The sequence below is a fragment of the Solwaraspora sp. WMMA2080 genome, assembly GCF_027497395.1.
Classification (GTDB): domain Bacteria; phylum Actinomycetota; class Actinomycetes; order Mycobacteriales; family Micromonosporaceae; genus Micromonospora_E.
In genome coordinates, this window is sequence record NZ_CP114910.1 from 1,488,474 (window position 1) to 1,509,933 (window position 21,460).

Genomic DNA, 21,460 nt, shown 5'->3' on the forward strand with positions numbered 1-21,460 from the left:
TGTCGACCCGGCATGACCCGGGTACGCCCGACGCCCGCACCCGCATCCGCCTACGGATCGACCGCAGGCTCGCGGAACGGGTCAACCACGGGCCCGCGGATGCGCGGTGGCGTAGACCTCGCGGAGCCGGTCGACGGTCACCAGCGTGTAGACCTGAGTGGTGGTCACCGACGCGTGGCCGAGCAGTTCCTGGACCACCCGTACGTCCGCGCCGCCGTCGAGCAGATGGGTGGCGTACGAGTGCCGCAGGGTGTGCGGGGAAACCGGATGTGCCCCGCTCACCGGCAACCCGGCGCGCTCAGCGGCGCGCCGCAGCACCGTCCACGCGCTCTGCCGGGACAGCTGCCCGCCCCGCGCGTTGAGGAAGACGGCCGGGCTGCCCCGGCCCGCCGCCACGAGTGCCGGCCGCACCCGGGTCAGATAGGCCCGCAGCGCGTCGGCCGCGTACCCGCCGACCGGGACCACCCGCTGCCGGCCGCCCTTGCCACGGAGCAGGACCGTCCCGGTGTCCAGGTCGAGGTCGTCGACGGCGGCACCGACCGCCTCGGAGATCCGCGCCCCGGTGCCGTAGAGGAACTCCAGCAGTGCCCGGTCGCGTACGGCCAGCGGCGGCACCGGACCGTCCACCGCGCCGGCGGCGGTCAGCAACCGTTCGACCTGGTCGACGTCGAGCGCCCGGGGCAGCCGGCGCGGCGGGACGGCGGGACGGACGTCGCGGCCGGCGTCGGAGTCGGCGTGTCCCTCCCGGACGGCGAACCGGTGCAGCCCGCGGATGGCACTGGCGGCCCGGGCGGTGGACGCGGCCGACAGCGGCGGCTGCCCGTCGGCGCCGGCCCGCAGCGCGGCGAGGTGCCCGGTGATCTGCACCGGCCCCACCTCGGCAAGTTCAGCGATCCCCAGGTGCGCCAGCGTGCCGAGGTAGCGGTCCAGGTCGCGCCGGTAGGACCGGAGGGTGTGCTGGGACAGCCCGCGTTCGACGGTCAGGTGGTCCAGGTAGCTGCGGACCGCGTGCCGCAGCGCAGGGGCCGGCGGCACCGTCTGCGGCGGCGCGTCGCCGGTCAGCCCAGCACCTCGGCCAACGACCGGCTGCTCAGGCCATGTGCCTCGGCCACCGGACCGGAGGTGATCTCGCCGTCGTGGGTGTTCAGACCGGCGGCGAGAGCCCGATCGTGACGCAGCGCGTCGCGCCAGCCCCGGTTGGCGAGTTCGAGGGCGTACGGCAGGGTGACGTTGGTCAACGCGTACGTGCTGGTGTGCGGGACGGCGCCGGGCATGTTCGCCACGCAGTAGAAGACCGAGTCGTGGACCGGGTAGACGGGTTCGGCGTGGGTGGTGGGCCGGGAGTCCTCGAAACACCCGCCCTGGTCGATCGAGATGTCGACGAGCACACTGCCGGGCTTCATCCGGGACACCAGTTCGTTGGTGACGATCCTGGGTGCCTTCGCTCCGGGCACCAGGACCGCGCCGATCACCAGGTCCGCGTCGATCACCGCCCGCTCGACCTCGTAGGTGTTCGACGCGACCGTCTTCATCCGCCCCTGGTGGATCGCGTCCGCCTGACGCAGCTTGCTGATGTCCCGGTCGAGCAGCAGGACGTCGGCGTGCATCCCGGCCGCGATCACGGCCGCGTTCATCCCGGACACCCCGGCCCCGATGACCACCACCTTCGCCGGGTAGACGCCGGGGACCCCGCCCATCAGCACGCCGCGGCCACCGCCGGGACGCATCAGGTGGTACGCGCCGACCTGTGCGGCCAGCCGACCGGCGACCTCGGACATCGGTGCGAGCAGCGGGAGGGAACGGTCGGCGTTCTCCACCGTTTCGTACGCGATTCCGGTGACCCGTTGGCGCAGCAGGGCGTCGGTGCACTCTCGCGACGCCGCGAGGTGCAGGTAGGTGAAGAGGACCTGGCCGGGTCGCATCCGGTGGTGTTCCTCGGCGACTGGCTCCTTCACCTTGAGGACCAGGTCGGCACTCGCCCAGACGTCGTCGGCGCTCGGGGCGATGCTCGCCCCGGCGGCGGCGAACTCGTCGTCGGTGATGGCGGATCCGACGCCGGCGCCGGTCTCCACCGTCACCTGGTGACCGGCCCGGGTGAACTCGTGCACCCCGGCCGGGGTGATCGCCACCCGGTACTCGTGGTTCTTGACCTCGCGGGGAATGCCAACCTTCACGTCGCCGTCACCTTTCCGCGGGCCACGCTGCCCGAACTTGTCTCCCGGCGAAGTCTAGATCCGGTCGACAGGTCCGACAGCCGGCACGTTGACAGTCGATGACGGCACGGCTTGACGGTGTGTCATTCCGAGCGACCACCGCCCAGGCGATCACATGGAGTGAAGGCCAGGGACCACCAGGTGAGCGCGGTCCGCGGTTTTCCCAGGATCCGGACCTTCGCTGCGACGACCTGGACCAAGGTCACTACATTGCCGCTCCATGACCTTTCCTCAGCATCCTGGCGCCGGTGGCGTCTCCGACAAGAGCAAGATCATCGCCGGGGTCCTCGGCATCCTGCTGGGCGGCTTCGGCGTCGGCCGGTTCTACACAGGCCACACCAAGATCGCCGTACTCCAGTTGGTCGTCAGCGTCGTCACCTGCGGCCTCGGTTCGCTCTGGGGCCTGATCGACGGGATTCTCGTCCTGGTCAACGGCGGCACCGACGCCCAGGGTCGGCCGCTGCGCGACTGACCACCCGACCGCTCGGCGACCACCGCGTAACCGGTGGCCGAGCGGAGATTGCGACAAGCCGAACGGCGGTCGGGCGGACGACATCCGCGCCGGCCGCCGTTCGCCGGCCGCCGGGTCAGCGCGCCGCGCCGCCGGGCGGGCGCGGGGCAGGTTCGGTGACGGCACGCAACGCCGCCCACCCCGTCTGCCGGGCGCAGGCCGCAGCCAGCAGACCGGCTACCGCCGGACCGTTGGTGATCTCGCCGCCCAGTACCATCCGGACCGCCTCGTCGAGGTCGACGAGGTGGACCTGCAGCTCCGCCTCCTCGTCGTGGCGATGGTGCCGGTCCTGCTCCGGCACCGGGGTGAGGTCCCGGGCGAGGAAGATCCGGACCGTCTCGTCCGAAAATCCCGGCGACGGGTGCACATCGACGAGCAGATCGAGTCGACCGGCGGTCAGGTCGGCCTCCTCGACGAGCTCCCGGTGGGCGGTGGCGGGCAGTTCCTCCCCGGCGACGTCGATCAGGCCGGCGGGAAGTTCCCACAGCTGCCGGCCGACCGGATGGCGGTACTGACGGACCAGCACCACCCGTCCGGCCTCGTCGAGCGCGACCACTGCGACCGCGCCGACATGCCGTACGTAGTCCCGCCTGGCCACACCGCCAGCCGGCATCGTCACCTCGTCGCTGACCACCGAGAAGATTGGGCCGGAGAACCGGTCGGTCCGCGACAGCACCCGGTAGACGTGACCGCCCGAGCCGTCTTCGGCGTCCGGCCCGTGCTCCCGCATCAGGCCTGGCCTCCGGGGGCCGGCGCCAGATCCACCGGCAACTGGTCGGCCTCCGAATACGTGATCACCGCACCGACGAAGGCATGGAACAGCGGATGCGGCCGGGTCGGGCGGCTCTTCAGCTCCGGGTGGGCCTGAGTGGCGACGAAGAACGGGTGCTCAGCCCGGTCCAGCTCGACGAACTCGACCAGCCGGCCGTCCGGCGAGGTGCCCGAGATCCGCAACCCGGCTTTCTCCAACACCTCCCGGTACGCGTTGTTCACCTCGTAGCGGTGCCGGTGCCGTTCACTGACCTCGGTCGCCCCGTACGCCTGCGCGACGATCGAGCCTTCAGCCAGCAGCGCCCGGTACCCGCCGAGGCGCATCGTGCCGCCCATGTCCCCCTTGCCGGCGACGATCTGCTCCTGGTCCGCCATGGTCGCGATGATCGGGTGTTCAACCTCCTCGTCGAACTCGGCGGAGTTGGCACCGGCCAGACCGGCACCGTTGCGGGCCACCTCGATCGCCATGCACTGCAGGCCGAGGCAGAGCCCGAGCACCGGGACGCCGTTCTCCCGCCCGTACCGGGCCGCGCCGATCTTGCCCTCGATGCCCCGCACCCCGAATCCGCCCGGGATCACGATCCCGTCGACCCCGCTGAGCGCGGCGGCGGCACCGTTCGGGCTGACACACTCGTCGCTGGGCACCCACCGGATCTGCACCCGCGCCCGGTGCCCGAAACCCGCCGCCCGGATCGCCTCGGTCACCGACAGGTACGCGTCCGGCAGGTCGACGTACTTGCCGACCAGCGCCACGGTGACGGTGTGCCGCGGATGGTGCACCCGCTCCAGCAGGTCGTCCCAGCTGGTCCAGTCGACGTCGCGGAAGGACAGACCCAGCCGGCGCACCACGTAGGCGTCGAGGCCCTCCCGGTGCAGCACCTTCGGGATGTCGTAGATGCTCGGCGCGTCGGGGGCGGCGATGACCGCTTCCCGGTCCACGTCACAGTAGAGCGACAGCTTGTGCTTCAACTTGTCCGGGATCTCCCGGTCGGAGCGGCACACGATCGCGTCCGGCTGGATACCGATGCTGCGCAGCGCGGCGACCGAGTGCTGCGTCGGCTTCGTCTTGAGCTCGCCGGACGGCACCAGGTAGGGAACCAGCGACACGTGCAGGTAGAAGCAGCGGTCCCGGCCGACGTCGTGACGGACCTGGCGGATCGCCTCCAGGAACGGCAACGACTCGATGTCGCCGACGGTGCCGCCCACCTCGGTGATCACCACGTCCGGGATCAACCCGTGCTCGTCGGGCTCTCCCATCGCCCGGATCCTGGCTTTGATCTCGTTGGTGATGTGCGGAATCACCTGCACCGTGTCGCCGAGGTACTCGCCCCGGCGTTCCTTGGCGATGACCTCGGAGTAGATCTGACCGGTGGTCACGTTGGCCTTGCAGGACAGGTCACGGTCGAGGAACCGTTCGTAGTGCCCCACGTCGAGATCGGTTTCGGCGCCGTCGTCGGTGACGAACACCTCACCGTGCTGGAAGGGGTTCATCGTGCCGGGGTCGACGTTGAGGTACGGGTCGAGCTTCTGCATCACCACTCGGAGTCCGCGAGCGCTGAGCAGGTTGCCCAGACTGGATGCGGTCAACCCCTTGCCGAGTGAGGACGCGACGCCCCCGGTGACGAAAATGTGCCGTACCGTCTGTGTCGAAGGGGCCAAGGCGTGCTCCCGTGGGTCGTCTGACTGGTCGTGCAGACCGGCGCGTCACTGATGAAGCTGCTGGCGCGATCCACGGGACTCCACGGTAACACCTGCCGAAACAGCGGACCCGCTGACCTCGTCGGGTGCCTTCGCCGGGCTCTGCTCGGCCGGGCCGGGCGGGCCCGTCTGGCCGGTGGACGGTCTGGTCCGGTCCGCCGAGTGCCCGAGCACCCGCAACGCCACCAACGCGGCCAACGGCACGGTCACCGCCGCCGCCGCACCGGCCACGTCCAGCGCAGAACCCGCAAGACCGCCGCCGATCACCGACGACACGGCGATGCCGGCCATCGCCGCCCGCACCGCCGGATAGATGCCGAACAGCCGTTTCAGCCCGCCCCACGGCTGCAGCAGGGCGAACCACACGAGTACCGCCGCGACCAGCGTCAGCACCGTCAACGGGCTGCTCAGCAGGGCCGACATGTTGGCCGCCGAGGAACGGTGCAGGGTGAGCCCGCCGGTGCCGTCGGCCAGTGCGGTGAGGAACCGTCCCAAGCTGCCCCGTTCAGTCTCCGGCCGCTGCAAATCGAGCAGTGCGAAGCCGGCGGTCACCAGCAGACTCGCGACCGTCGCCCACGCCACTCTGGGCACACTCAGCCAACCCCCGGTGCTGATCGCCGCCGTGACCGCCACTCCGGCGGTCAACGCGATCGCTCCGACCGGGTCGGCACCCAGGTAGGGGCTGCCGACCAGGATCACCGCGGCACCACCGATGGTGACCACCACCGTCACCCGCCAACCACGCCGGACCCGCTGGGCCAGACAGCCGGCGGCCAGCAGGGTGCCGGCGATCAGCACCCCCAGTCCCACCGTGCCGAGCCCGGCGTAGCGACCGCCTTCGGAGGCGGAGTATCCGGCTACGCCGTTGAGTTGCAGCCTGGCGCCGGTCAGCACGTCGGCGGCGACGACCGCCGCCGCGATCGTGGCGACCAGCGTCATCGGGGCGAGCGTGCGTCGGTAGGAACGGCTGATCCGGACCGCCGCCGTCGCGGCGGCGACCACCAGCACCGTCGCCACGGCCAACGCGGGGCCGGGCCGGCCGCTGCGCCACCAGGGCACCACCTCGGCGAGCAGCGCCGCCGGGATGGCGAGCGCGGCCGCGATCAGCAGGACCTCCATGACGGCGTTGGCCCGCCGAGTGACCGGGTCCGGGCCAGGCCGCCCTGCGGTGCGGCGCACCCGGCGCAGCAACGGTACGACGGCCACGGCGAGTGCGGTGTGGAACCCGGCGAGCAGGCCGAAGAACCAGACCGCGGCGCGCCGCTGGGCGCGGGCCTCCCGGTCCGCGTCGGCCGGGTACGCGATCGCCGTCGCGAGGTCCTCCGGCCGGCCAGGTGCCGAACTCGCCGGCTGGCCGATGAACAGCCCGTCGGGTTGATCCCGGTCGAGCACGTGCAGCGCGGTCGGTGCCAGGTCCACCAACTGCAGGTAGCCGTCCCGGCCGGTGGTCGGCGACGTCATCCAACCCGTCTCCCAGCCGGGACCGTCGGCGACCGCCACGTGCAGCCGGGTCGGTGCGCCGGTGTCGGCCAGCCCGGCGACCAGCACGAGTGAGCGCTGCGGGCGAGCCGCCAGAACCCGCGCCAGCGTCTCGTCGGCCCGCCGTGCGGCGGCTGCCCGTTCGGTCGGGTCGGAACCGGCAACCACTCCGGCGTCAACGACGCTCAACACGCAGGAGGCGAGCAGGTCCGCCGGGTCCGGCGGGAGCTGCGGCTCGTAGCGGTCGACCCGGCCGAAAGGCCGGGCGGCGGTCAGCGCGGCACCCGGCCCGATGGCCACCGTGCACCGCACCGACTCGGCCAACGCGCCGGGCACCGCACCCCAGGTGAGACGTTCCTGATTGAGGCGCACCGTCGCGGGCTGCGAGGTCAGGTATCCACCGATGCCGTCAGGTTGCTCGACGGCGATCTGCGCCAGCGGGCAGGTGCCGTCGCCGGTGGTGCCGGTGATCCCGTCGTACGCCGCGTAGTTGCCGGCACCGAGGGTGACCCACCCGTCGGCCGGACAGGTCGGCCGCTGCGCGGACCGCACCGCCAGTGCGGCGATCGAGCCCTGCTCCGCCAGCCGCCACAGCGTCGGCGTCGTCCGCCGGTCGACGTCGTCCCAGCGCAGGCCCGGCACTCCGACAATGACCACGTAGTCCGCGCTGCGACCGGAGGTACCCACCGCCGGCCGGTCGGCCAGTGCCGCCACGCCGGCGGCCAGCAGCATCGACGTCAGCAGCAGCGGCACGATCCGGTGACGCATCAGCCGCTCCCGTCCACCGGTCGGTCGTCGCGGTCGGTCGGCCCGGCACGGCGGCCCGGCACCGACTGCCCGCCGGCTACCTCCCGCCCGCCGGTCAGCTCCCGGTAGACAGCGCGGACCAGGTCGAGACTGTCCGCGTCGCTTGGCCAGCCGGCGGCTCGCCGGGGTCCACGGTCGGCCAGGTCGGCCCGCTGCTGATGGTCGCTCAGCAACTCGCGCACGGCGCCGTCCAGCGCGGCCAGGTCGCCGGGTGGAATCAACCGGCAGGCGTCGCCGACCAGTTCGGGCAGCCCGCCGACCGCGGTCGCCACCAACGGTACGCCGGCCCGCAACGCCTCCTGGGCGAACAACTGTCGAGCCTCCCAGTCGCTGCAGACGACCGCCAGGTCGGCGCCGAGCAGCAGGTCGGACACGTCATGACGGTGGCCGAGTAGGGTGACCGGTGCCCGTACCGCCGAGATCTGCGCCGCCAGGGACAGGTAGCTCGGCCCGGTGCCGGCGATCACCACCTGCGCCGGTGGAGTCAGTTCGCGCCATCCGGCGGCGGCGTCGACCAGCAGGTCGTAGCGCTTCTGCGGGTGCAGCCGGCCGACCGAGAGCACCAGCGGTTGATGGGCGCCGACACCGAATTCCGCGCGCACTGCGGCACGGCTGCGTCTCGGCGCGGGCAACTCCGGCGCCGCAACCGGGCCGAGCCTGGCGTCAGGCGCGCCGAGCGCCACCGCCCGCTCGACTAGGTCGGCCGAGGCACCGAGGGTCACCCGGGCGGCCCGCGCCACCCGCCGCTCGACCAGCCGCGCCAGTCGACCCCGCAGCCCGCCGACGAGGATGCTGTTGTGCCAGGTCACCACGATCGGCGCGGACGGTCGGGCGAGCGCCGCGACGAACCCGGCGCGTAGTCCGTGCGCGTGCACCACGTCGACCCCGTCGGCGAGGACGCGGCGGACCGCGGTCACCGCGCGGGCGTCGGCCAGGGTCGGGTTGGCCGGGATCTCCACCGGGACGAACCGGGCACCGGACGCGGTGAACCGGAACTGCTGTTCGACGGCGAGCGGACCGCACACAATCACCCGCGCCCCGCCAGACACCAGGCCCCGGCTCAGGGATGCGACGTGCTGGCCGATACCGCCCGTGCTGGAGCCGATCAGCAGCAGGACCGTACCGGCCCAGCGATCGTCCGTCGGATCACTCACCGCGACTCCGTCCCCTTCCCGTCCCGTCGCCGGCCGGCCGCCAGCCGCCGGGTCCGGCGCACCGCGCCAACGACCATCGGCCGCAGATCGTGGCGGTCCGCAGGCAGGGACACCGCGAGAAAGACCGCCAACCCGGTCGCCCCGGACAGCATGCCCTGCAGCAGCACGCCGGGCACGCTCGGGGTGGTCGACCCCGGCCCGGTCAGGTACGCCACGCCGGCGCCCGCAGCCGCCGCGACGACGCCGGCTACCAGACCGGTCGCCACCGCCCGGCCGAGCCCGGTCAGCGCGGCGCCACCGGCGACCCGGCGCAGGGCCGCGACCAGCAGCAGCCCCATCACCGACATGCCGAGCGCGTTGGCCAGCGCCAAGGCGAAGACCCGGTCGCGGTCGGGCAGCACCAGTGACAGCACCGGGGCGGCGACCATCACGCAGCTCCAGCCGGCGGCCACCGCTGCGGTGGCAGGTGCCGGGCGGCCGGCCGCGTACAGCGCCCTGGAGCCGATCGCGAACATACCGTAGCCGATCAGGCCCGGAGCGAAGCCGGCGACGCCGGCGGCCAGCGTCCCGGCCTGCCCGGCCGGGACCAGAAAGGCCGCAGCCGGGACGCAGACGGAGACCAGGACGGCCGCGCCGAGACAGCAGAGCAGGACCACGCCGCGCAGGGCCGGACCGAGGTTGGACCGGTACCCGGCGATGTTCCCGTGGCTGTGGGCTGCGGCCAGGGTCGGGTAGGCGGCGGTCGCCAGCGGCACCGCGAGCACCGACCAGGGCAGTAGGAACACCGTCTGGGCCAGCATGAACAGCACGACGCTGCCCTGCGGCGCGCCACCGGCGAAGCAGAGCCAGACCGCGACCAGCACGGCGACCTGCTGCGCGCCGACGGTGACCGCGCCGGCCGCCGCCAGCCCGCCGACTGCGTCGCGGGCCGCGCCGACGAACCGGAGGCCGGGTCGCAGCCGCAGACCCAGTGGGCGCAGCGGCACGAACAGGCACAGCGACAGCACGGCCACCCCACCGGTGGTGCCGGCGGCCAGCAGCAGCTGGCCTGACGTACCCACCCCGGGCAGGTCGGCCAGCCGTCCCTCGGTGGCGGCGAAGGTCAGGTAGGTGCCGATCACCGTGACGCTGGACAGCAGCGGGGCGATCACCGGCCAGGCGAACCGGTGGTGTGCCTGCAGCACTCCGGTGAGCACCACGGCGATCCCGTACAGCGGAAGTTGCGGGGCGAACAGCCGCAGCATCAGCGTGCCGGCGTCGATCTGCGCGGCACCGGCGTCGGCGGCGAGCAGCCGCACGATCGGCCCGGCCGCGAACGCGAGCAGCACCGCGAGCGGGATCAGCAGGCCGAGCGTCCAGGTGAGCAGCGCTGACGTGGTCGCGGACACGGCGGTACGGTCACCGGCGGCCACCGCACCGGCGAGCAGCGGCACCACGAGGCTGGCCAGCGCTCCCCCGGCGACGATCTCGAAGATGATGTTGGGAATCGTGTTGGCGGCAGTGTAGATGTCACCCAGCGCGGTCGGCCCCACCGACCAGGCGAAAACCGCGGTACGGCCGACCCCGGCCAGCCGGCTCGCCACGGTGAGCACCGCGATCAGCGCCGCGGCACCGGCGACCCGGGTGCCGACCGCCGAATTGGTCATTGCCGCGTCCTGGTCAGGGTGTCCGGCGGCCGAGGGCGTCGAACTCACGCAGGCCGGGGGTGCGTGCGATCACCTGGGTGAAGCTGACCCGCTCGCTCGCCGCCGTCAGCCCGGCGAGCCCGGCGAGCACGACCGCGCGGCCGACCGGCCCGGTACGCTGCGCGACGGCGACCCCGAGCAGGGCACCGAGCGCATTGGCGCCGCAGTCGCCGAGCATCACCTGCTCGTCGAGATCGTCGCGGAGCAGCCCGAGAACCGCACCGCTGGTCCCTGCGGCGGTGCCCGCCGTCAGGCCGGCCAGCAACGGGGCGGCGATCAGCAGCCCGGCCTTCGCCGCTCGCCCGGGCCGCAGGTCCAACAGGTTGACCAGGTTGGCGGTGCCGGCGATCACGCCGGCGCCGAGTAGTGTGTCGGCCGCCCGGAGGACCGGTCGGCGGGCGGTGTCCCGGCGGTCCACGGCGAGCAGCGCGGCCGCGACGGTGGCGGCGGCGCCGACCCCCACGATCTTGACCAGCCCGCTGGTCACCCGGCCCGACCGCAGCGCCGAGAGATGCCCGGCGAAGCCCTTGGCCGCCCGCTGGTCCGGTCGGGCGCCGACGATGTCGTCGTAGAGCCCGACCGCTCCGGAACCGGCACCGGCGACCAGCGCCGCCGCTGCGGCGGGCGGGCTCGCGGCTCCGAACGCGGCGGCGGTCGACGCGGCGGCGGCGAGCGCCGGTCCGCCGGCGAGGCTCACCGAGCGGCCCCGGAAGTTGGTGCGCTCCAGTGCGCCACGGGGTGCGACCCGCTTGGCGGTGCGCAGTGCGACGCGGGCTGCGACGGTGCCGGCGGCACCGAGCAGTAACAGGCTCAGCGGGCCACGGTTCGACATCAGGGGCTCACTCCGTCGACAGGGCGCTATTCAGGACGTTTCGGCATCAACGACGTGGCACCCGCGCCGAGCCCGTAATGCCCGGCCTGGTCGAGCGTGAACTGCTCGGCCACGGCGAGCGCCGTCACCGCCTGGCCGGCGGTCGTGTTGCCGTTGTCCACGGTCGAGATCGACTGGGTCAGCGTGGGGTCGTTGCGGACCGCGGAGATCAGGTTCCCGTCGCTGGAGCCGGTGCCAGCCACCACGACCTGGCTGACCCGGTCGAACTGCACCACCATGGTGACCACCGCGGCGTCCTTCTTGGCGGCGTCCCGGTCGACGTACGGCTGCCCGCTGACCACGACGACCGCTTCGGCCGGTCCGGTGACCTCCTGCTCGACGGTGATGTAGCCGGCGTCGCCGTACGCGTCGAGCAGCGCCGCGAGGTCCGCCGGTTCGACCGCCGGCGGCTCCTCCCGGTCGACCAGCGCGCTGGCCAGCAGAGCGCTGGAGGTCTCCACCCCGTCGCTGTTGCCGGGCAACCCGGTGGTGGGGATGGTGGGGCGGGCCGCCGCCGTGGCGAGCTCCAGCAGCTCCACGCTGTTGTCGGGGTTGACGAACTTGTCCTGCACGTCGATCCGGCCGGTCAGCGTCGCTCCGGCGAGGTCGAGCGCGGCCATCACGCCTTCAGCGTGGTCCCGACCGCTGGGCAGGCAGATCACCAGCAGCCGGCGGCCGGCCAGCTTGTCGGCGAGCAGGATCGGCGCGGCCTCGGCGACGAAGTCCTCCTCGCGGTTGACCTCCTCGCGCAGCGAATTGACTGTCTCCCGCAACTGCGTGTTGTCCTTGCGGAGCGCATTCACGTTGTCGCTCAGAGAATCGGCAACCGGGCCGTTCAGCGCAGCGGTGCCGACCACGAGGCCGATCGCCAGGGCGAGGAACACCGCGGTGAGCGACACCACGTGGTAACGGAAGTTGATCACACTTGCCGCCTTCTCCGATCCGTCTGCGCTGACCAGAAGTTTCGGCCGCGCTAGAAGAGCTGACCCAACTGGAAGACGAAATTGTCCCACCACTCGGATGCCACCCCGAGATAGGCCTTACCGACCGTGGAAACCGCCACGGCGGACGCCATCGCGGCGATCGCGGAGAGCACCAACAGCAGCAGCGACGAGCCGGAAATGCTCTGCCGGTACAGCCGGCTCACCCCTTTGGCATCGACCAGCTTACCGCCAACCTTCAACCGGGTCAGAAAAGTGGAGGCCATCCCGCCCCGCCCCTTGTCGAGGAACTCGACAAGGGTGGCGTGGGTACCGACCGCGACGATCAACGACGCGCCCTTCTCGTCGGCGAGCAGCATGGCGAGATCCTCGCTGGTAGCCGCCGCCGGGAAGGTCAACGACTCCACCCCGAGTTCGCGGACCCGGTCCATGCCCGGCGCCCGGCCGTCGCGGTAGGCGTGGACGACCACCTCGGCGCCGCAGCGCAGCACGTCGTCGGTGACCGAGTCCATGTCCCCGATGATCATATCGGGGGTGTAGCCGGCCTCGACCAGCGCGTCCGCTCCCCCGTCCACGCCGATCAGGACCGGCTTGAACTCGCGGATGTACGGCCGCAGCACGTCCAGGTCTGCCTTGTAGTCGTAGCCCCGGACCACGATCAGGCAGTGCCGGCGGGCGATCCTGGTCTCGATGTCCGGTACGCCGACCCCGTCCAGCAACAGGTCCCGTTCCTGTTTGAGGTACTCCATCGTGTTGGCGGCGAACGCCTCCAACTGGACCGAGAGTCCTTCCCTGGCCTCGGCCATCGCCCGGGCGACCGAATCCGCGTCCTGGCGTACCCCGGACGTCACCTGGTCGTCGCCGACGAAGACCTCGGCACCGTCGACCCGCACCGTGTCGCCCTCGCGGATCTTCTCGAACGCGTCCTCACCGAGGCCGTCGACCAACGGGATACCGGCCTGGATCAGCACCTCCGGACCGAGGTTCGGGTACCGGCCGGAAACCGACGGCTTGGCGTTGAGGACCGCGGCCACGCCGACGGCGACCAACGAGTCGGCCGCGACCCGGTCCAGGTCCACGTGGTCGATGACCGCGATGTCACCCGGCCGGAGCCGACCGACAAGGCGCTTCGTCCGGCGATCGAGCCGTGCCGTGCCGGAGATCGTTCCAGGCTCGGGATTACGAGCCCGGCGCAAGGTGGGTAAACGCATCCCTACCATCCTGGCATGTTGGGCGGTGAACACCGACACGACATGCCCGCTGTGCCACTACCGGCAGGTCAGACACACCGGGCCGACCCCGACAGGTCAACCCCGTCGATCGCGAGCGGCGACCGCGAGCAGCTCCTCCGCGTGCGCGAGACCCAGATCCGAGTCGGGTAGCCCGGCGAGCATCCGGGCGAGTTCCCGCGCCCGGTCGGTGTCCTCGACCATCCGCACACCGCTGGTCGTCACCGCCCCCCCGGTGTCCTTCGCCACCACGAGATGCCGGTCGGCGAACGCCGCCACCTGCGGCAGATGCGTCACCACCAGCACCTGATGGCTACGGGCCAGCCGGGCCAGCCGACGACCGATCTCCACCGCCGCCTGCCCACCCACCCCGGCGTCGACCTCGTCGAACACCAACGTCGGCGGGCCTCCGGCGCCGGCGAACACCACCTCGATGGCAAGCATCACCCGGGAGAGCTCACCGCCGCTGGCCCCCCGCTGCAACGGCAGCGGCGGCGCACCCGGATGCGCCAGCAACCGCAACTCGACCTCGTCGGCGCCATCCGGGCCGACGCCGGCGTCGACACCGTCGACGGTCAGCGTCGGCTCGCCCCGGCCCGCCGGCCGGGCGAGCACCGCGACCTCGATCCGTGCGTGCGGCATGGCCAGCCCGGCCAGCTCCACGCTCACCAACTCGGCGAAACGCGCCGCCGCCTGTCGGCGGGCCGCCGACACCCGGGCCGCCAGCTCCGCCACCTCGTCGGCCAGTCGGGCACGTTCCCGGTCCAGCTCGTCCAGCAGCTCGTCGGAGGTGTCCAACTCGGCCAACCGGGACCGGGCCCGCTCCGCCCAGCTGATCACCCCGTCCACGTCGTCGGCGTACTTGCGGGTCAGCCCACGCAGCGCCATCCGCCGCTCGTAGACCACCTGCAGCCGCTGCGGGTCGGCGTCCAGTGCCGCCAGGTACCCGGACAACTCCGCCGCCACGTCGCCGACCAGGGTCGCCGCCTCGGTCAGCCGGGCCGCCAGCTCACCGAGCGCCGGATCCACGGCGGCCTGTGCCTCCAACGACCGGCGGGCGGTACCGAGCAGACCGGTCGCGTCCGGCGTGTCGTCGGCCGGTTCGGTACCGCCGGCGAGAGCGAGGGCGGCGAGCTGGGCGGCGGTACGCAGCCCTTCGGCGTGTTCCAGCCGTTGCGCCTCGGCCTTGAGTGCGTCCTCCTCGCCCGGCTGCGGATCGACCCGGGTGATCTCGTCGAGACCCAGCCGGAGCAGGTCCGCTTCCTGGTTACGCTCACGGGCGTTGCGCCGCCGGTCGGCCAGGTCGTCGCTGATCTGGCGCCACCGGCCGTACGTCTCCCGCATGGCCGCGAGCAGCTTGTCGTGGTCGGCCCCGGCGAACCGGTCCAGCGACGCCCGCTGCTCAGCCGGGCGCAGCAGCCGCAACTGGTCGGACTGCCCGTGCACGGCGACCACCTGAGCACCGATCTCGCTCAGCACCGACACTGGCATACTGCGGCCGCCGATGTGCGCCCGGGACCGACCTTCGGCGGTCACCGTTCGGCTGAGCAGCAGAACATCGTCCTCGTCAGGCTCGCCTCCGGCGTCGACGACCCGCTCACGCACCACGGCTCCGCTGGCACCAACCAGCCGCAGCCGGCCCTCGACGACCGCCCGGCCAGGATCCGCTCGGACCCGCCCGGCGTCGGCTCGGCCACCGAGCAGCAACCCGAGCCCGGTAACCACCATCGTCTTGCCGGCCCCGGTTTCACCGGTGATCACGTTCATGCCGCCGGTCAACGGCAGCGTGGTGTCCTCGATGACGCCCAGCCCGGTGATGCGCAGCTCTTCCAGCACAGCCACCGACAGTAGTAGCGGGCCGCGACGTTGACTACCCGGGGCGGTCAGCGCCGGTTACCCCGCCAACCGTTGACCGGCAGATCGAACTTGGCGACCAAGCGGTCACTGAACGGTCGCGGATGCAGCCGGACCACCCGCACCGGCAGGTCGCCCCGTTGGACTGTCACCCGCGCGCCGGGCGGCAGGTCATAGACCCGCCGACCGTCGCAGCAGAGCACCGCGAACGTGGTGTACGGATCGACGGTGATGACGAAGGTGGAGCTCGGCGCGGTCACCAGCGGCCGGCTGAACAGCGCGTGCGCGCTGATCGGCACCAGCAGCAGCGCCTCGACCTCGGGCCACACCACCGGACCGCCGGCCGAGAACGCGTACGCGGTCGACCCGGTCGGCGTGGCGCAGACCACCCCGTCCGCGCCGTAGCGCGACAACGGTCGGCCGTCCACGTCGACCATCAGCTCCAGCATCTGGGCGCGCTGCCCCTTTTCGACACTGATCTCGTTCAACGCCCACGAGTCGATGGTGACGCCGTACTCCAACTCGGCCCGCACATCCAGGGTCAACCGTTCGTCCACCGTGTAGTCCCGGGCCACCACCTGCCGGACCGCCCGGTCCAGATCACCGATCTCCGCCTCGGCCAGGAACCCGACCTTGCCGAGGTTGATCCCGAGCAGCGGGGCCTTCGCCGGGCGAGCCAGCTCTGCGGCGCGTAGGAAGGTACCGTCACCGCCGAGCGCAAATACGATCTCCACCCCGTCGGCAGCCGCCGGACCACCGACCGGGTGCACCCCGGGCAGATCCAGATCGTCGGCCTCCTCGGCGACCACCCGTACCTCGAAACCCGCCTCGATCAGGTCGGCGGCGACGGTCCGGGCATGATCGGTGCTGCGCCGCCGACCGGTGTGGGTGACCAGCAGCGCCGCTCTGGCACCGCGGGGTGCCACCGGCGCCCCGCCGGTCGGGACTGTCGCGTTCACCGCGCTCCACCTTCTTCCGTGGCCGGACCGGCGTCGACGATAGCCCTCACCCGGAGCGGGTCGACGGGCGGCGCGTCGGCCCGGAACCAGACGAAGAATTCCACATTTCCCCGCGGACCGGGTAGTGGACTGGCGACCACCGCAGACACGCCGAGGCCGAGTTGGGCACCGGCCTGCGCGACGGCGAGCACCGCCTCGGCCCGCAACTGCGGATCGCGCACCACCCCACCGGAACCGACCCGCTCCCGGCCGACCTCGAACTGTGGCTTGACCATCAGCAGCAGATCGCCGTCCGGCTCGGTGCAGGCAACCAACGAGGGAAGGACCAGCCGCAACGAGATGAACGACAGATCCGCCACGGTCAACCCGGCCGGGCCGCCGATCCGGTCGGCGGTGAGGGTACGGACGTTGGTTCGCTCGTGGACGCGTACCCGTGGATCGCCCCGCAGCGACCAGGCCAGCTGTCCGTAGCCGACGTCCACCGCGACCACCTCGGCCGCGCCTCGCCGCAGCAGCACGTCGGTGAAGCCGCCGGTCGAGGCCCCGGCGTCCAGGCAACGCCGGCCGGTGACCGTGACTGCGGTCCCGGTCAGGGCGCCGATCAGCTTGTGCGCACCCCGGGAGACGTAACCGTCCGCCGGGTTCTCACCGAGCAGCCGGACGGCCTCCGCCGGGTCGACCATCGCAGCGGCCTTCACGGCGGCGACTCCGCGCACTTCCACCCGCCCGGCCGAAATCAACTCTGCGGCCTGTTCGCGGGACCGCGCGAGCCCGCGGCGGACCAGCTCCACATCGAGGCGGTTACGGCGTGCCATGCGACTCCGGGGAGGATCTCGGCCGGTCAGGCCTGGTCGATGGTGGCGAGGGCTTCCTGCAGGGTTCCGTGCGCTGCTTCGAACTGGGCGATCTGGTCGGCGGGCGGCAGACCAGCGGCATTACGGACCGCCTCGATGACCGCGTCGACCGCCGGGTGCCCGGTCCGGGTGTCGGCACTGCCGTCGGTGCCGTCGACTGTGCCGTCCGCTAGCGCGATGGTCGCGACGGGTGGCGCCGGTACGACCCGGACGCCGGGTGGTGGCCCCGGTACTGGGCCGGTCACTGCCCACCTGCCGGGCCGTCCGCGGACCTGCGGCCCACCGTCTTGCTGGCCGCAGCCTTCTTCGCCACGGCTTTCTTGGCCACGGTCTTCTTCGCCACCGGCTTACTGGCCACGGCTGGTTCGGCCGACGGCGGAACCGCCGCCTCGGCCGTTGCGGCGGCGGCCGAAGCTGCAGCCACCCGGCTCCGGGCCTGTTCCATCTCGGCCTCCAGCCGGTCGATCCGGTCCCGCAGCGCCACGACCTCCTCGGCCTTGACCAGTCCCACCACACCGAGTGCCCGGTCCACCTCCACCCGCACCAGCCGGGTGAGTGACTCACGGTTCGCGGTGCCGGCCGACAGCAGGTCCTCCGCCACCGCCTGTAGCTGGGCGGCGGTCGCCCCGCCCTTGCCGACCAACGACCGCGCGGTCTGCTCGGCCTTCTTCCGGGACGCCTCGGTCAGGCCGAGGGCCAGTTCCAGGTACGCCCGCCAGGCGTCACGCATGGTCCGACTCCTTCACCGCGGAAATGTTCGGTTGACACGCTACCGGGACGCGACGCCGCAGTGCGGTACGGTGCCTGTGCGCAACACCGGTCGGCGGTGTCCGGCCGGGCCGCCGCGACCCACACGAAGCCCGGGAGGTGCGATTGTGGCCAGCGTCGACGAATGTCGGCAGGCACTGCGGGAGCTCGCCACCCGGCTCGACGGCAACGCCGACCAGGTGCGCGAACGAGTCAACCTTGACCGTACCCTCGCCTGCCGGATCACCGATCTCGGCACCGCGTTCCACGGACGGCTGACCGATGGTCGTCTTGTCGACCTCGCCGACGGGGACGACCCGAAGGCCAAGATCGCAATGAGCATCGGCAGTGACGACCTACTCGCGCTGGTCCGTGGCGACCTCGACGTAGGTCGCGCGTTGGCGGCCCGACAACTGTCGGTCAGCGCCAGCCCGTTCGACCTGCTGAAGCTCAGGAAGCTGCTGTGAACCGCCCCGCTCCGTGGCCAGGTCCGCCGGCCCGGCTCACCCGCCGACCCGGTCCCCGGTCAGCGTAGGCCGCGTCCCGCGGCGAATCACCTCAGCGCGTCGGGTCACGCCAGCGCCAGGTCACGCAGCGCCGATTCGGCTACGGCGGACCCGGATCGCACCTCGGTCACCGGGTCACCCTGCCAGGCGTGCCGGCAGAGTATCCGCAGCGCCTGCGCGCTGTCATCGCCGGTGCCGTCGAGGACGAGCACCGCCGGGCCGTGGCGGTAGGCCTGCCACCCGGCACCGTCCGTCGGGTCGTCGTCGATTGGCCGGGCGGCATCGGCCGCGAACAGGCCGGCGAGGTCCGCCGCCAGGTACGTCGGCCGGCGTGCCGGCGGGGCGGCCAGCAGTTCCCGAGCGTCGCTGATCCCGGTCAACACGAGCAGACTCGCCATGCCGGCGCGGTTCGCCCCTTCGATGTCGGTATCCAGCCGGTCACCGACCACCAGCGGCCGTTCGGCACCAGCACGCCGAGCGGTACCGACGAACAAACCCGGTTCGGGTTTGCCGACGACCTGGTCAGGCTCCCGGTTCAGCGCCGTGCGCAGCGCGGCGACCAGTGAGCCGTTACCGGGCAGTGGTCCCCGGGCACTGGGCAGGGTCCGGTCGGTGTTCGTCGCCACCCAGTCGGCACCGCCCCTGATCGCCACCGATGCCTCTGCCAGGTCGGCCCACCCGATCCCGGGGCCATACCCCTGAACCACCACCGCAGGCTTGTCATCGGCCGACGCGACCAGGGCCAACCCGGCTTCGGTGAGCTCGTCACGCAGCGCGTCCGCGCCCACCACCAGCGCCTTGGCACCTGGACCGTACTGCTGTGCCAACAGCGCGGCGGTCGCACCGGCCGAGGTCACCACCTCGTCGGCAGTTGCCGACACTCCCATGCCACTGAGCAACGCGGCGACGTCGGTCGAACGTCTGGAGGCGTTGTTCGTCGCGTACGCGACCGGCAGGCCGGCCTGCCGCAGCCGATCCACTGCCTCGACCGCCCCGGGGATGGGCCGGTCGATCAGGTAGATCACCCCGTCGAGATCAAAGATCACCAGATCGTATGCGGCGGACAGCCCACAGCGCGGAGCGGTGGCGTCGTCGGTTCGGGTCATCAGGGCCGCTCTTCTTCCGCGCTCAGGGGAGGTGAGCTGCTGGGGTGCGACGTGGCGGCCGGCTCGTCGTCGGACTCATCGTCGGACTCGTCCTCGGTTAGCAGCACGCCGTCGATCTCCAGAAGGCGCTCGGTCGCGTCGGTTGCTGCCTCCGCGTCGGCCTCGGCCGCTCGGGCGAACCACTCCCGGGCCTCGTCCTTACGCCCGGCGCTGAGCAGCGCGTCGGCGTACGCGTAGCGGAGCCGGCAGACCCAGGGGTCGGCGGACTCCACGGCCAGCTCCCGGACCTGCAGCATCGCCACCGCTGCAGCCGGCTGGCCAAGATCGCTGCGGGCACCTGCAGCCACCATCAGCAGCTCGACGGCGGCAGCGGGGTCCAAGCCGGCGCGATCCGCGCCACGGTAGATGTCGATCGCCCGCTCCGGCCGGCCGAGGGCGCGTTCGCAGTCGGCCAGTACGGCGAGGTGCGTCTGACGTCCGGTCATCCGGTGGTAGGTCCGGAGCTCAGCCACGGCGGTCTGCCACTGCCCGGCCCGGTAGGCGGCCAGCCCGACCGCTTCCCGTACCGCCGCGATGCGGGCGGCGAGCCGACGTGCCGCCAGGGCGTGGGCGAGCGCCGTCTCCGGCTCCTCGTCGAGCAGCTGGCCGGTGGCGACGAGGTGCCGGGCCACCGTGTCGGCCACTGGTCGGGCCAGCCCGAGCAGTTCGGCCCGGATCTCGGTGTGCAGATCGGTGGCGAGGATGTCGTCGGACAACTCCGGCGGCGGCGTCCGTTCGGCCGCGCGGTCGGCACCGTCCTCGTCGCGCCGACGGTACGGCGCGGCGGAGGCCTCCGGGGAACGGTCCCGTCGGAAGGGCCGGTCGGTCGGACCGTCCGTACGCCTACGGAACTGCCCCGGCGCGCCGTCGTCACGGGACCGGCCGGCGTCACCGAATCGGGGGCGCCGTTCCTCGGAGCGGGGGCTTCGCCGGTCAACCGGTCGGCCGGGGGTCGAAAAGCTGCCCGACCGGCGATCACCGTAGGAACGGTCGCGCCGCTCGTCTCCCTGCCCGGCGCGTCGGTCACCGCCCCGCTGCTCGAAGCGCCGCTCATCCCGTCCCCGCCCAGCATCGAAGCGACGCTCACCGTCGGCATGCTGTGCGCGAGGTCCCCCGGCCCGGAACCCGCCACGGTCGGGCCGACGGTCGCCACCGTCCCCACCCGTGGTCCGGCGGTCGCCGCGGAAGCCGCGGTCGTCGCGGGGCCCGCTGCGGCGGCCGTCGTCGGCCCGGTGCCCACGGTCGCCGCGGAAACCGCCGGTTCGGTCCCCCGCAGCGCCACCGGGTTCCCCTCGGCCGCCCCGGCGGTCGTCGTCACGGCGGCTGGCCGGCTCCCAGTCGCCGCGTCGGTCCCGGTGCGGCGCCCGTGATGCGCTGTCATCGCGTCGCCGGAAACCGCCATCGTCGCGGCGGCGGAAACCGGACGGTTCGCGGCCTGAGCCGGACTCGTCGCGGCGCACGTAGCCACGGTCACGGCCGCCGGCCCTGCGGTCGTCGGGCTGTCGGCGGTCACTGTCCCAACCGCCCCGGCGGCGGTCACCGTCGTTACCGGTGGCACCACTTCGACGCTCGTCGGGGAACGGTTGCCGGCGGTCGGAACGGAACTGCCCCGCACCGCGCTCACCACCGCGCCGCCCGGTGTCGTGGCCGTCCCGGCGCGGGGTCTGGTCGCCACGGTCGGCTCGGCTGCCGCCGTAGCCGCGGCTGGAGCCGCCGGCACGACCGGATCGTTCGTCGGCGCGCCGAGGTCGGTCGCCATCCTGCCCAGTTGGGTTCACGACTCCATCCTCCCTGATGCCGCCCAACCGAAGTACGGCGGGCAGACACAGTTGAGGGCCGCTCCCCGCAGGGAGCGGCCCTCAACTGTAAAGATGTCCGGCGGTGACCTACTCTCCCACACCCTCACGAGTGCAGTACCATCGGCGCTGGAGAGCTTAGCTACCGGGTTCGGAATGTAACCGGGCGTTTCCCCTCCGCCATAACCGCCGTAACCCTAACAACAAACCAAACACACACAAGTGTTCGTTTGCCCAGAA

18 protein-coding genes, 1 rRNA gene and 2 pseudogenes are annotated in these 21,460 nt (G+C 72.4%); 3 read left to right on the forward strand and 18 right to left on the reverse strand.

Annotated features, from left to right (window positions below; translation table 11 throughout):
• Positions 1-81 precede the first annotated feature (81 nt).
• The gene (locus tag O7543_RS06640) at positions 82-1,035 is read right to left on the reverse strand and encodes a site-specific tyrosine recombinase XerD (RefSeq protein ID WP_281554652.1); all 954 of its coding nucleotides are present in this window, start codon (positions 1,033-1,035) and stop codon (positions 82-84) included.
• A 23-nt stretch (positions 1,036-1,058) separates the two neighbouring features.
• Complete coding sequence (gene ald, locus O7543_RS06645) at positions 1,059-2,174, reverse strand: alanine dehydrogenase (protein WP_281554651.1); 1,116 nt, start codon at positions 2,172-2,174, stop codon at positions 1,059-1,061.
• A 259-nt stretch (positions 2,175-2,433) separates the two neighbouring features.
• Here ald and O7543_RS06650 point away from each other — a divergent pair, with 259 nt between their 5' ends.
• Complete coding sequence (locus tag O7543_RS06650; protein WP_278168812.1) at positions 2,434-2,685, forward strand: TM2 domain-containing protein; 252 nt, start codon at positions 2,434-2,436, stop codon at positions 2,683-2,685.
• Positions 2,686-2,800: 115 nt separating this feature from the next.
• On the opposite strand, the gene O7543_RS06655 is transcribed toward O7543_RS06650, so the two are convergent.
• The 13 genes and pseudogenes from O7543_RS06655 to O7543_RS06715 all read right to left on the reverse strand — a co-directional run bounded on the left by O7543_RS06655 (position 2,801) and on the right by O7543_RS06715 (position 17,756).
• Positions 2,801-3,454 carry an NUDIX hydrolase gene (locus O7543_RS06655; protein ID WP_281554650.1) on the reverse strand — a complete coding sequence of 218 codons (654 nt, stop codon included), beginning with the start codon at positions 3,452-3,454 and terminating at the stop codon, positions 2,801-2,803.
• Complete coding sequence (locus tag O7543_RS06660; RefSeq protein ID WP_281554649.1) at positions 3,454-5,154, reverse strand: CTP synthase; 1,701 nt, start codon at positions 5,152-5,154, stop codon at positions 3,454-3,456. The genes O7543_RS06655 and O7543_RS06660 overlap by 1 nt, the downstream gene beginning before the upstream one ends.
• A gap of 180 nt (positions 5,155-5,334) precedes the next feature.
• A pseudogene (locus tag O7543_RS06665) lies at positions 5,335-7,440 on the reverse strand (hypothetical protein); the annotation flags it as partial.
• Positions 7,440-8,633 carry a glycosyltransferase family 4 protein gene (locus tag O7543_RS06670; RefSeq protein WP_281554647.1) on the reverse strand — a complete coding sequence of 398 codons (1,194 nt, stop codon included), beginning with the start codon at positions 8,631-8,633 and terminating at the stop codon, positions 7,440-7,442. The gene O7543_RS06670 and the pseudogene O7543_RS06665, both read right to left, overlap by 1 nt.
• Entirely contained in the window at positions 8,630-10,279 is a 1,650-nt protein-coding gene (locus tag O7543_RS06675) for a lipid II flippase MurJ (RefSeq protein ID WP_281554646.1), read from the reverse strand. The genes O7543_RS06670 and O7543_RS06675 overlap by 4 nt, the downstream gene beginning before the upstream one ends.
• A 13-nt stretch (positions 10,280-10,292) precedes the next feature.
• On the reverse strand, positions 10,293-11,150 hold the full coding sequence (locus tag O7543_RS06680) for a hypothetical protein (protein ID WP_281554645.1): 858 nt from the start codon (positions 11,148-11,150) through the stop codon (positions 10,293-10,295).
• A gap of 26 nt (positions 11,151-11,176) precedes the next feature.
• Positions 11,177-12,112, reverse strand: a complete 936-nt coding sequence (locus tag O7543_RS06685) for a copper transporter (protein ID WP_281554644.1) — start codon at positions 12,110-12,112, stop codon at positions 11,177-11,179.
• Between the two features lie 50 nt (positions 12,113-12,162).
• A complete protein-coding gene (steA, locus tag O7543_RS06690) occupies positions 12,163-13,341 on the reverse strand; it encodes a putative cytokinetic ring protein SteA (protein ID WP_281554643.1) in 1,179 nt (392 codons plus the stop codon).
• Between the two features lie 96 nt (positions 13,342-13,437).
• Positions 13,438-15,195: a DNA repair protein RecN gene (gene recN / locus O7543_RS06695; RefSeq protein WP_281555565.1), complete on the reverse strand. Its 1,758-nt coding sequence runs from the start codon at positions 15,193-15,195 to the stop codon at positions 13,438-13,440.
• 47 nt (positions 15,196-15,242) lie between these two features.
• Positions 15,243-16,139 (reverse strand): NAD kinase, encoded by an 897-nt coding sequence (locus O7543_RS06700; protein WP_123604586.1) that lies wholly within the window; start codon positions 16,137-16,139, stop codon positions 15,243-15,245.
• A 29-nt stretch (positions 16,140-16,168) separates the two neighbouring features.
• Positions 16,169-16,987 (reverse strand): TlyA family RNA methyltransferase, encoded by an 819-nt coding sequence (locus O7543_RS06705; protein WP_281554642.1) that lies wholly within the window; start codon positions 16,985-16,987, stop codon positions 16,169-16,171.
• Between the two features lie 26 nt (positions 16,988-17,013).
• Positions 17,014-17,271 (reverse strand): hypothetical protein, encoded by a 258-nt coding sequence (locus O7543_RS06710; RefSeq protein WP_281554641.1) that lies wholly within the window; start codon positions 17,269-17,271, stop codon positions 17,014-17,016.
• Positions 17,268-17,756 (reverse strand): hypothetical protein, encoded by a 489-nt coding sequence (locus tag O7543_RS06715; protein WP_281554640.1) that lies wholly within the window; start codon positions 17,754-17,756, stop codon positions 17,268-17,270. The genes O7543_RS06710 and O7543_RS06715 overlap by 4 nt, the downstream gene beginning before the upstream one ends.
• A gap of 145 nt (positions 17,757-17,901) precedes the next feature.
• On the opposite strand from O7543_RS06715, the gene O7543_RS06720 reads away from it, so the two are divergent.
• Positions 17,902-18,240 carry an SCP2 sterol-binding domain-containing protein gene (locus O7543_RS06720; RefSeq protein ID WP_281554639.1) on the forward strand — a complete coding sequence of 113 codons (339 nt, stop codon included), beginning with the start codon at positions 17,902-17,904 and terminating at the stop codon, positions 18,238-18,240.
• Positions 18,241-18,344: 104 nt separating this feature from the next.
• Here the strand turns inward: O7543_RS06720 and O7543_RS06725 are convergent, their stop codons facing one another.
• On the reverse strand, positions 18,345-19,385 hold the full coding sequence (locus O7543_RS06725) for an HAD-IIA family hydrolase (RefSeq protein ID WP_281554638.1): 1,041 nt from the start codon (positions 19,383-19,385) through the stop codon (positions 18,345-18,347).
• 77 nt (positions 19,386-19,462) lie between these two features.
• Positions 19,463-20,056, reverse strand: a pseudogene (locus O7543_RS06730) (Replicase polyprotein 1ab); the annotation flags it as partial.
• A 51-nt stretch (positions 20,057-20,107) separates the two neighbouring features.
• On the opposite strand from O7543_RS06730, the gene O7543_RS06735 reads away from it, so the two are divergent.
• Positions 20,108-20,794, forward strand: coding sequence for a hypothetical protein (locus O7543_RS06735; protein WP_281554637.1), 687 nt, complete (start codon positions 20,108-20,110; stop codon positions 20,792-20,794).
• A 503-nt stretch (positions 20,795-21,297) separates the two neighbouring features.
• Here O7543_RS06735 and rrf read toward each other — a convergent pair.
• Positions 21,298-21,414 (reverse strand): 5S ribosomal RNA (gene rrf / locus O7543_RS06740).
• Positions 21,415-21,460: the final 46 nt, after the last annotated feature.

What these genes read in the sequence shown, in the direction of transcription:
- O7543_RS06650 (WP_278168812.1), top strand. Translation starts at nt 2,434, where the DNA reads ATGACCTTTCCTCAGCATCCTGGCGCCGGTGGCGTCTCCGACAAGAGC.
- O7543_RS06655 (WP_281554650.1), bottom strand. Translation starts at nt 3,454, where the DNA reads ATGCGGGAGCACGGGCCGGACGCCGAAGACGGCTCGGGCGGTCACGTC.
- O7543_RS06675 (WP_281554646.1), bottom strand. Translation starts at nt 10,279, where the DNA reads ATGACCAATTCGGCGGTCGGCACCCGGGTCGCCGGTGCCGCGGCGCTG.
- O7543_RS06680 (WP_281554645.1), bottom strand. Translation starts at nt 11,150, where the DNA reads ATGTCGAACCGTGGCCCGCTGAGCCTGTTACTGCTCGGTGCCGCCGGC.
- steA (WP_281554643.1), bottom strand. Translation starts at nt 13,341, where the DNA reads ATGCGTTTACCCACCTTGCGCCGGGCTCGTAATCCCGAGCCTGGAACG.
- O7543_RS06705 (WP_281554642.1), bottom strand. Translation starts at nt 16,987, where the DNA reads ATGGCACGCCGTAACCGCCTCGATGTGGAGCTGGTCCGCCGCGGGCTC.
- O7543_RS06715 (WP_281554640.1), bottom strand. Translation starts at nt 17,756, where the DNA reads ATGCGTGACGCCTGGCGGGCGTACCTGGAACTGGCCCTCGGCCTGACC.
- O7543_RS06725 (WP_281554638.1), bottom strand. Translation starts at nt 19,385, where the DNA reads ATGACCCGAACCGACGACGCCACCGCTCCGCGCTGTGGGCTGTCCGCC.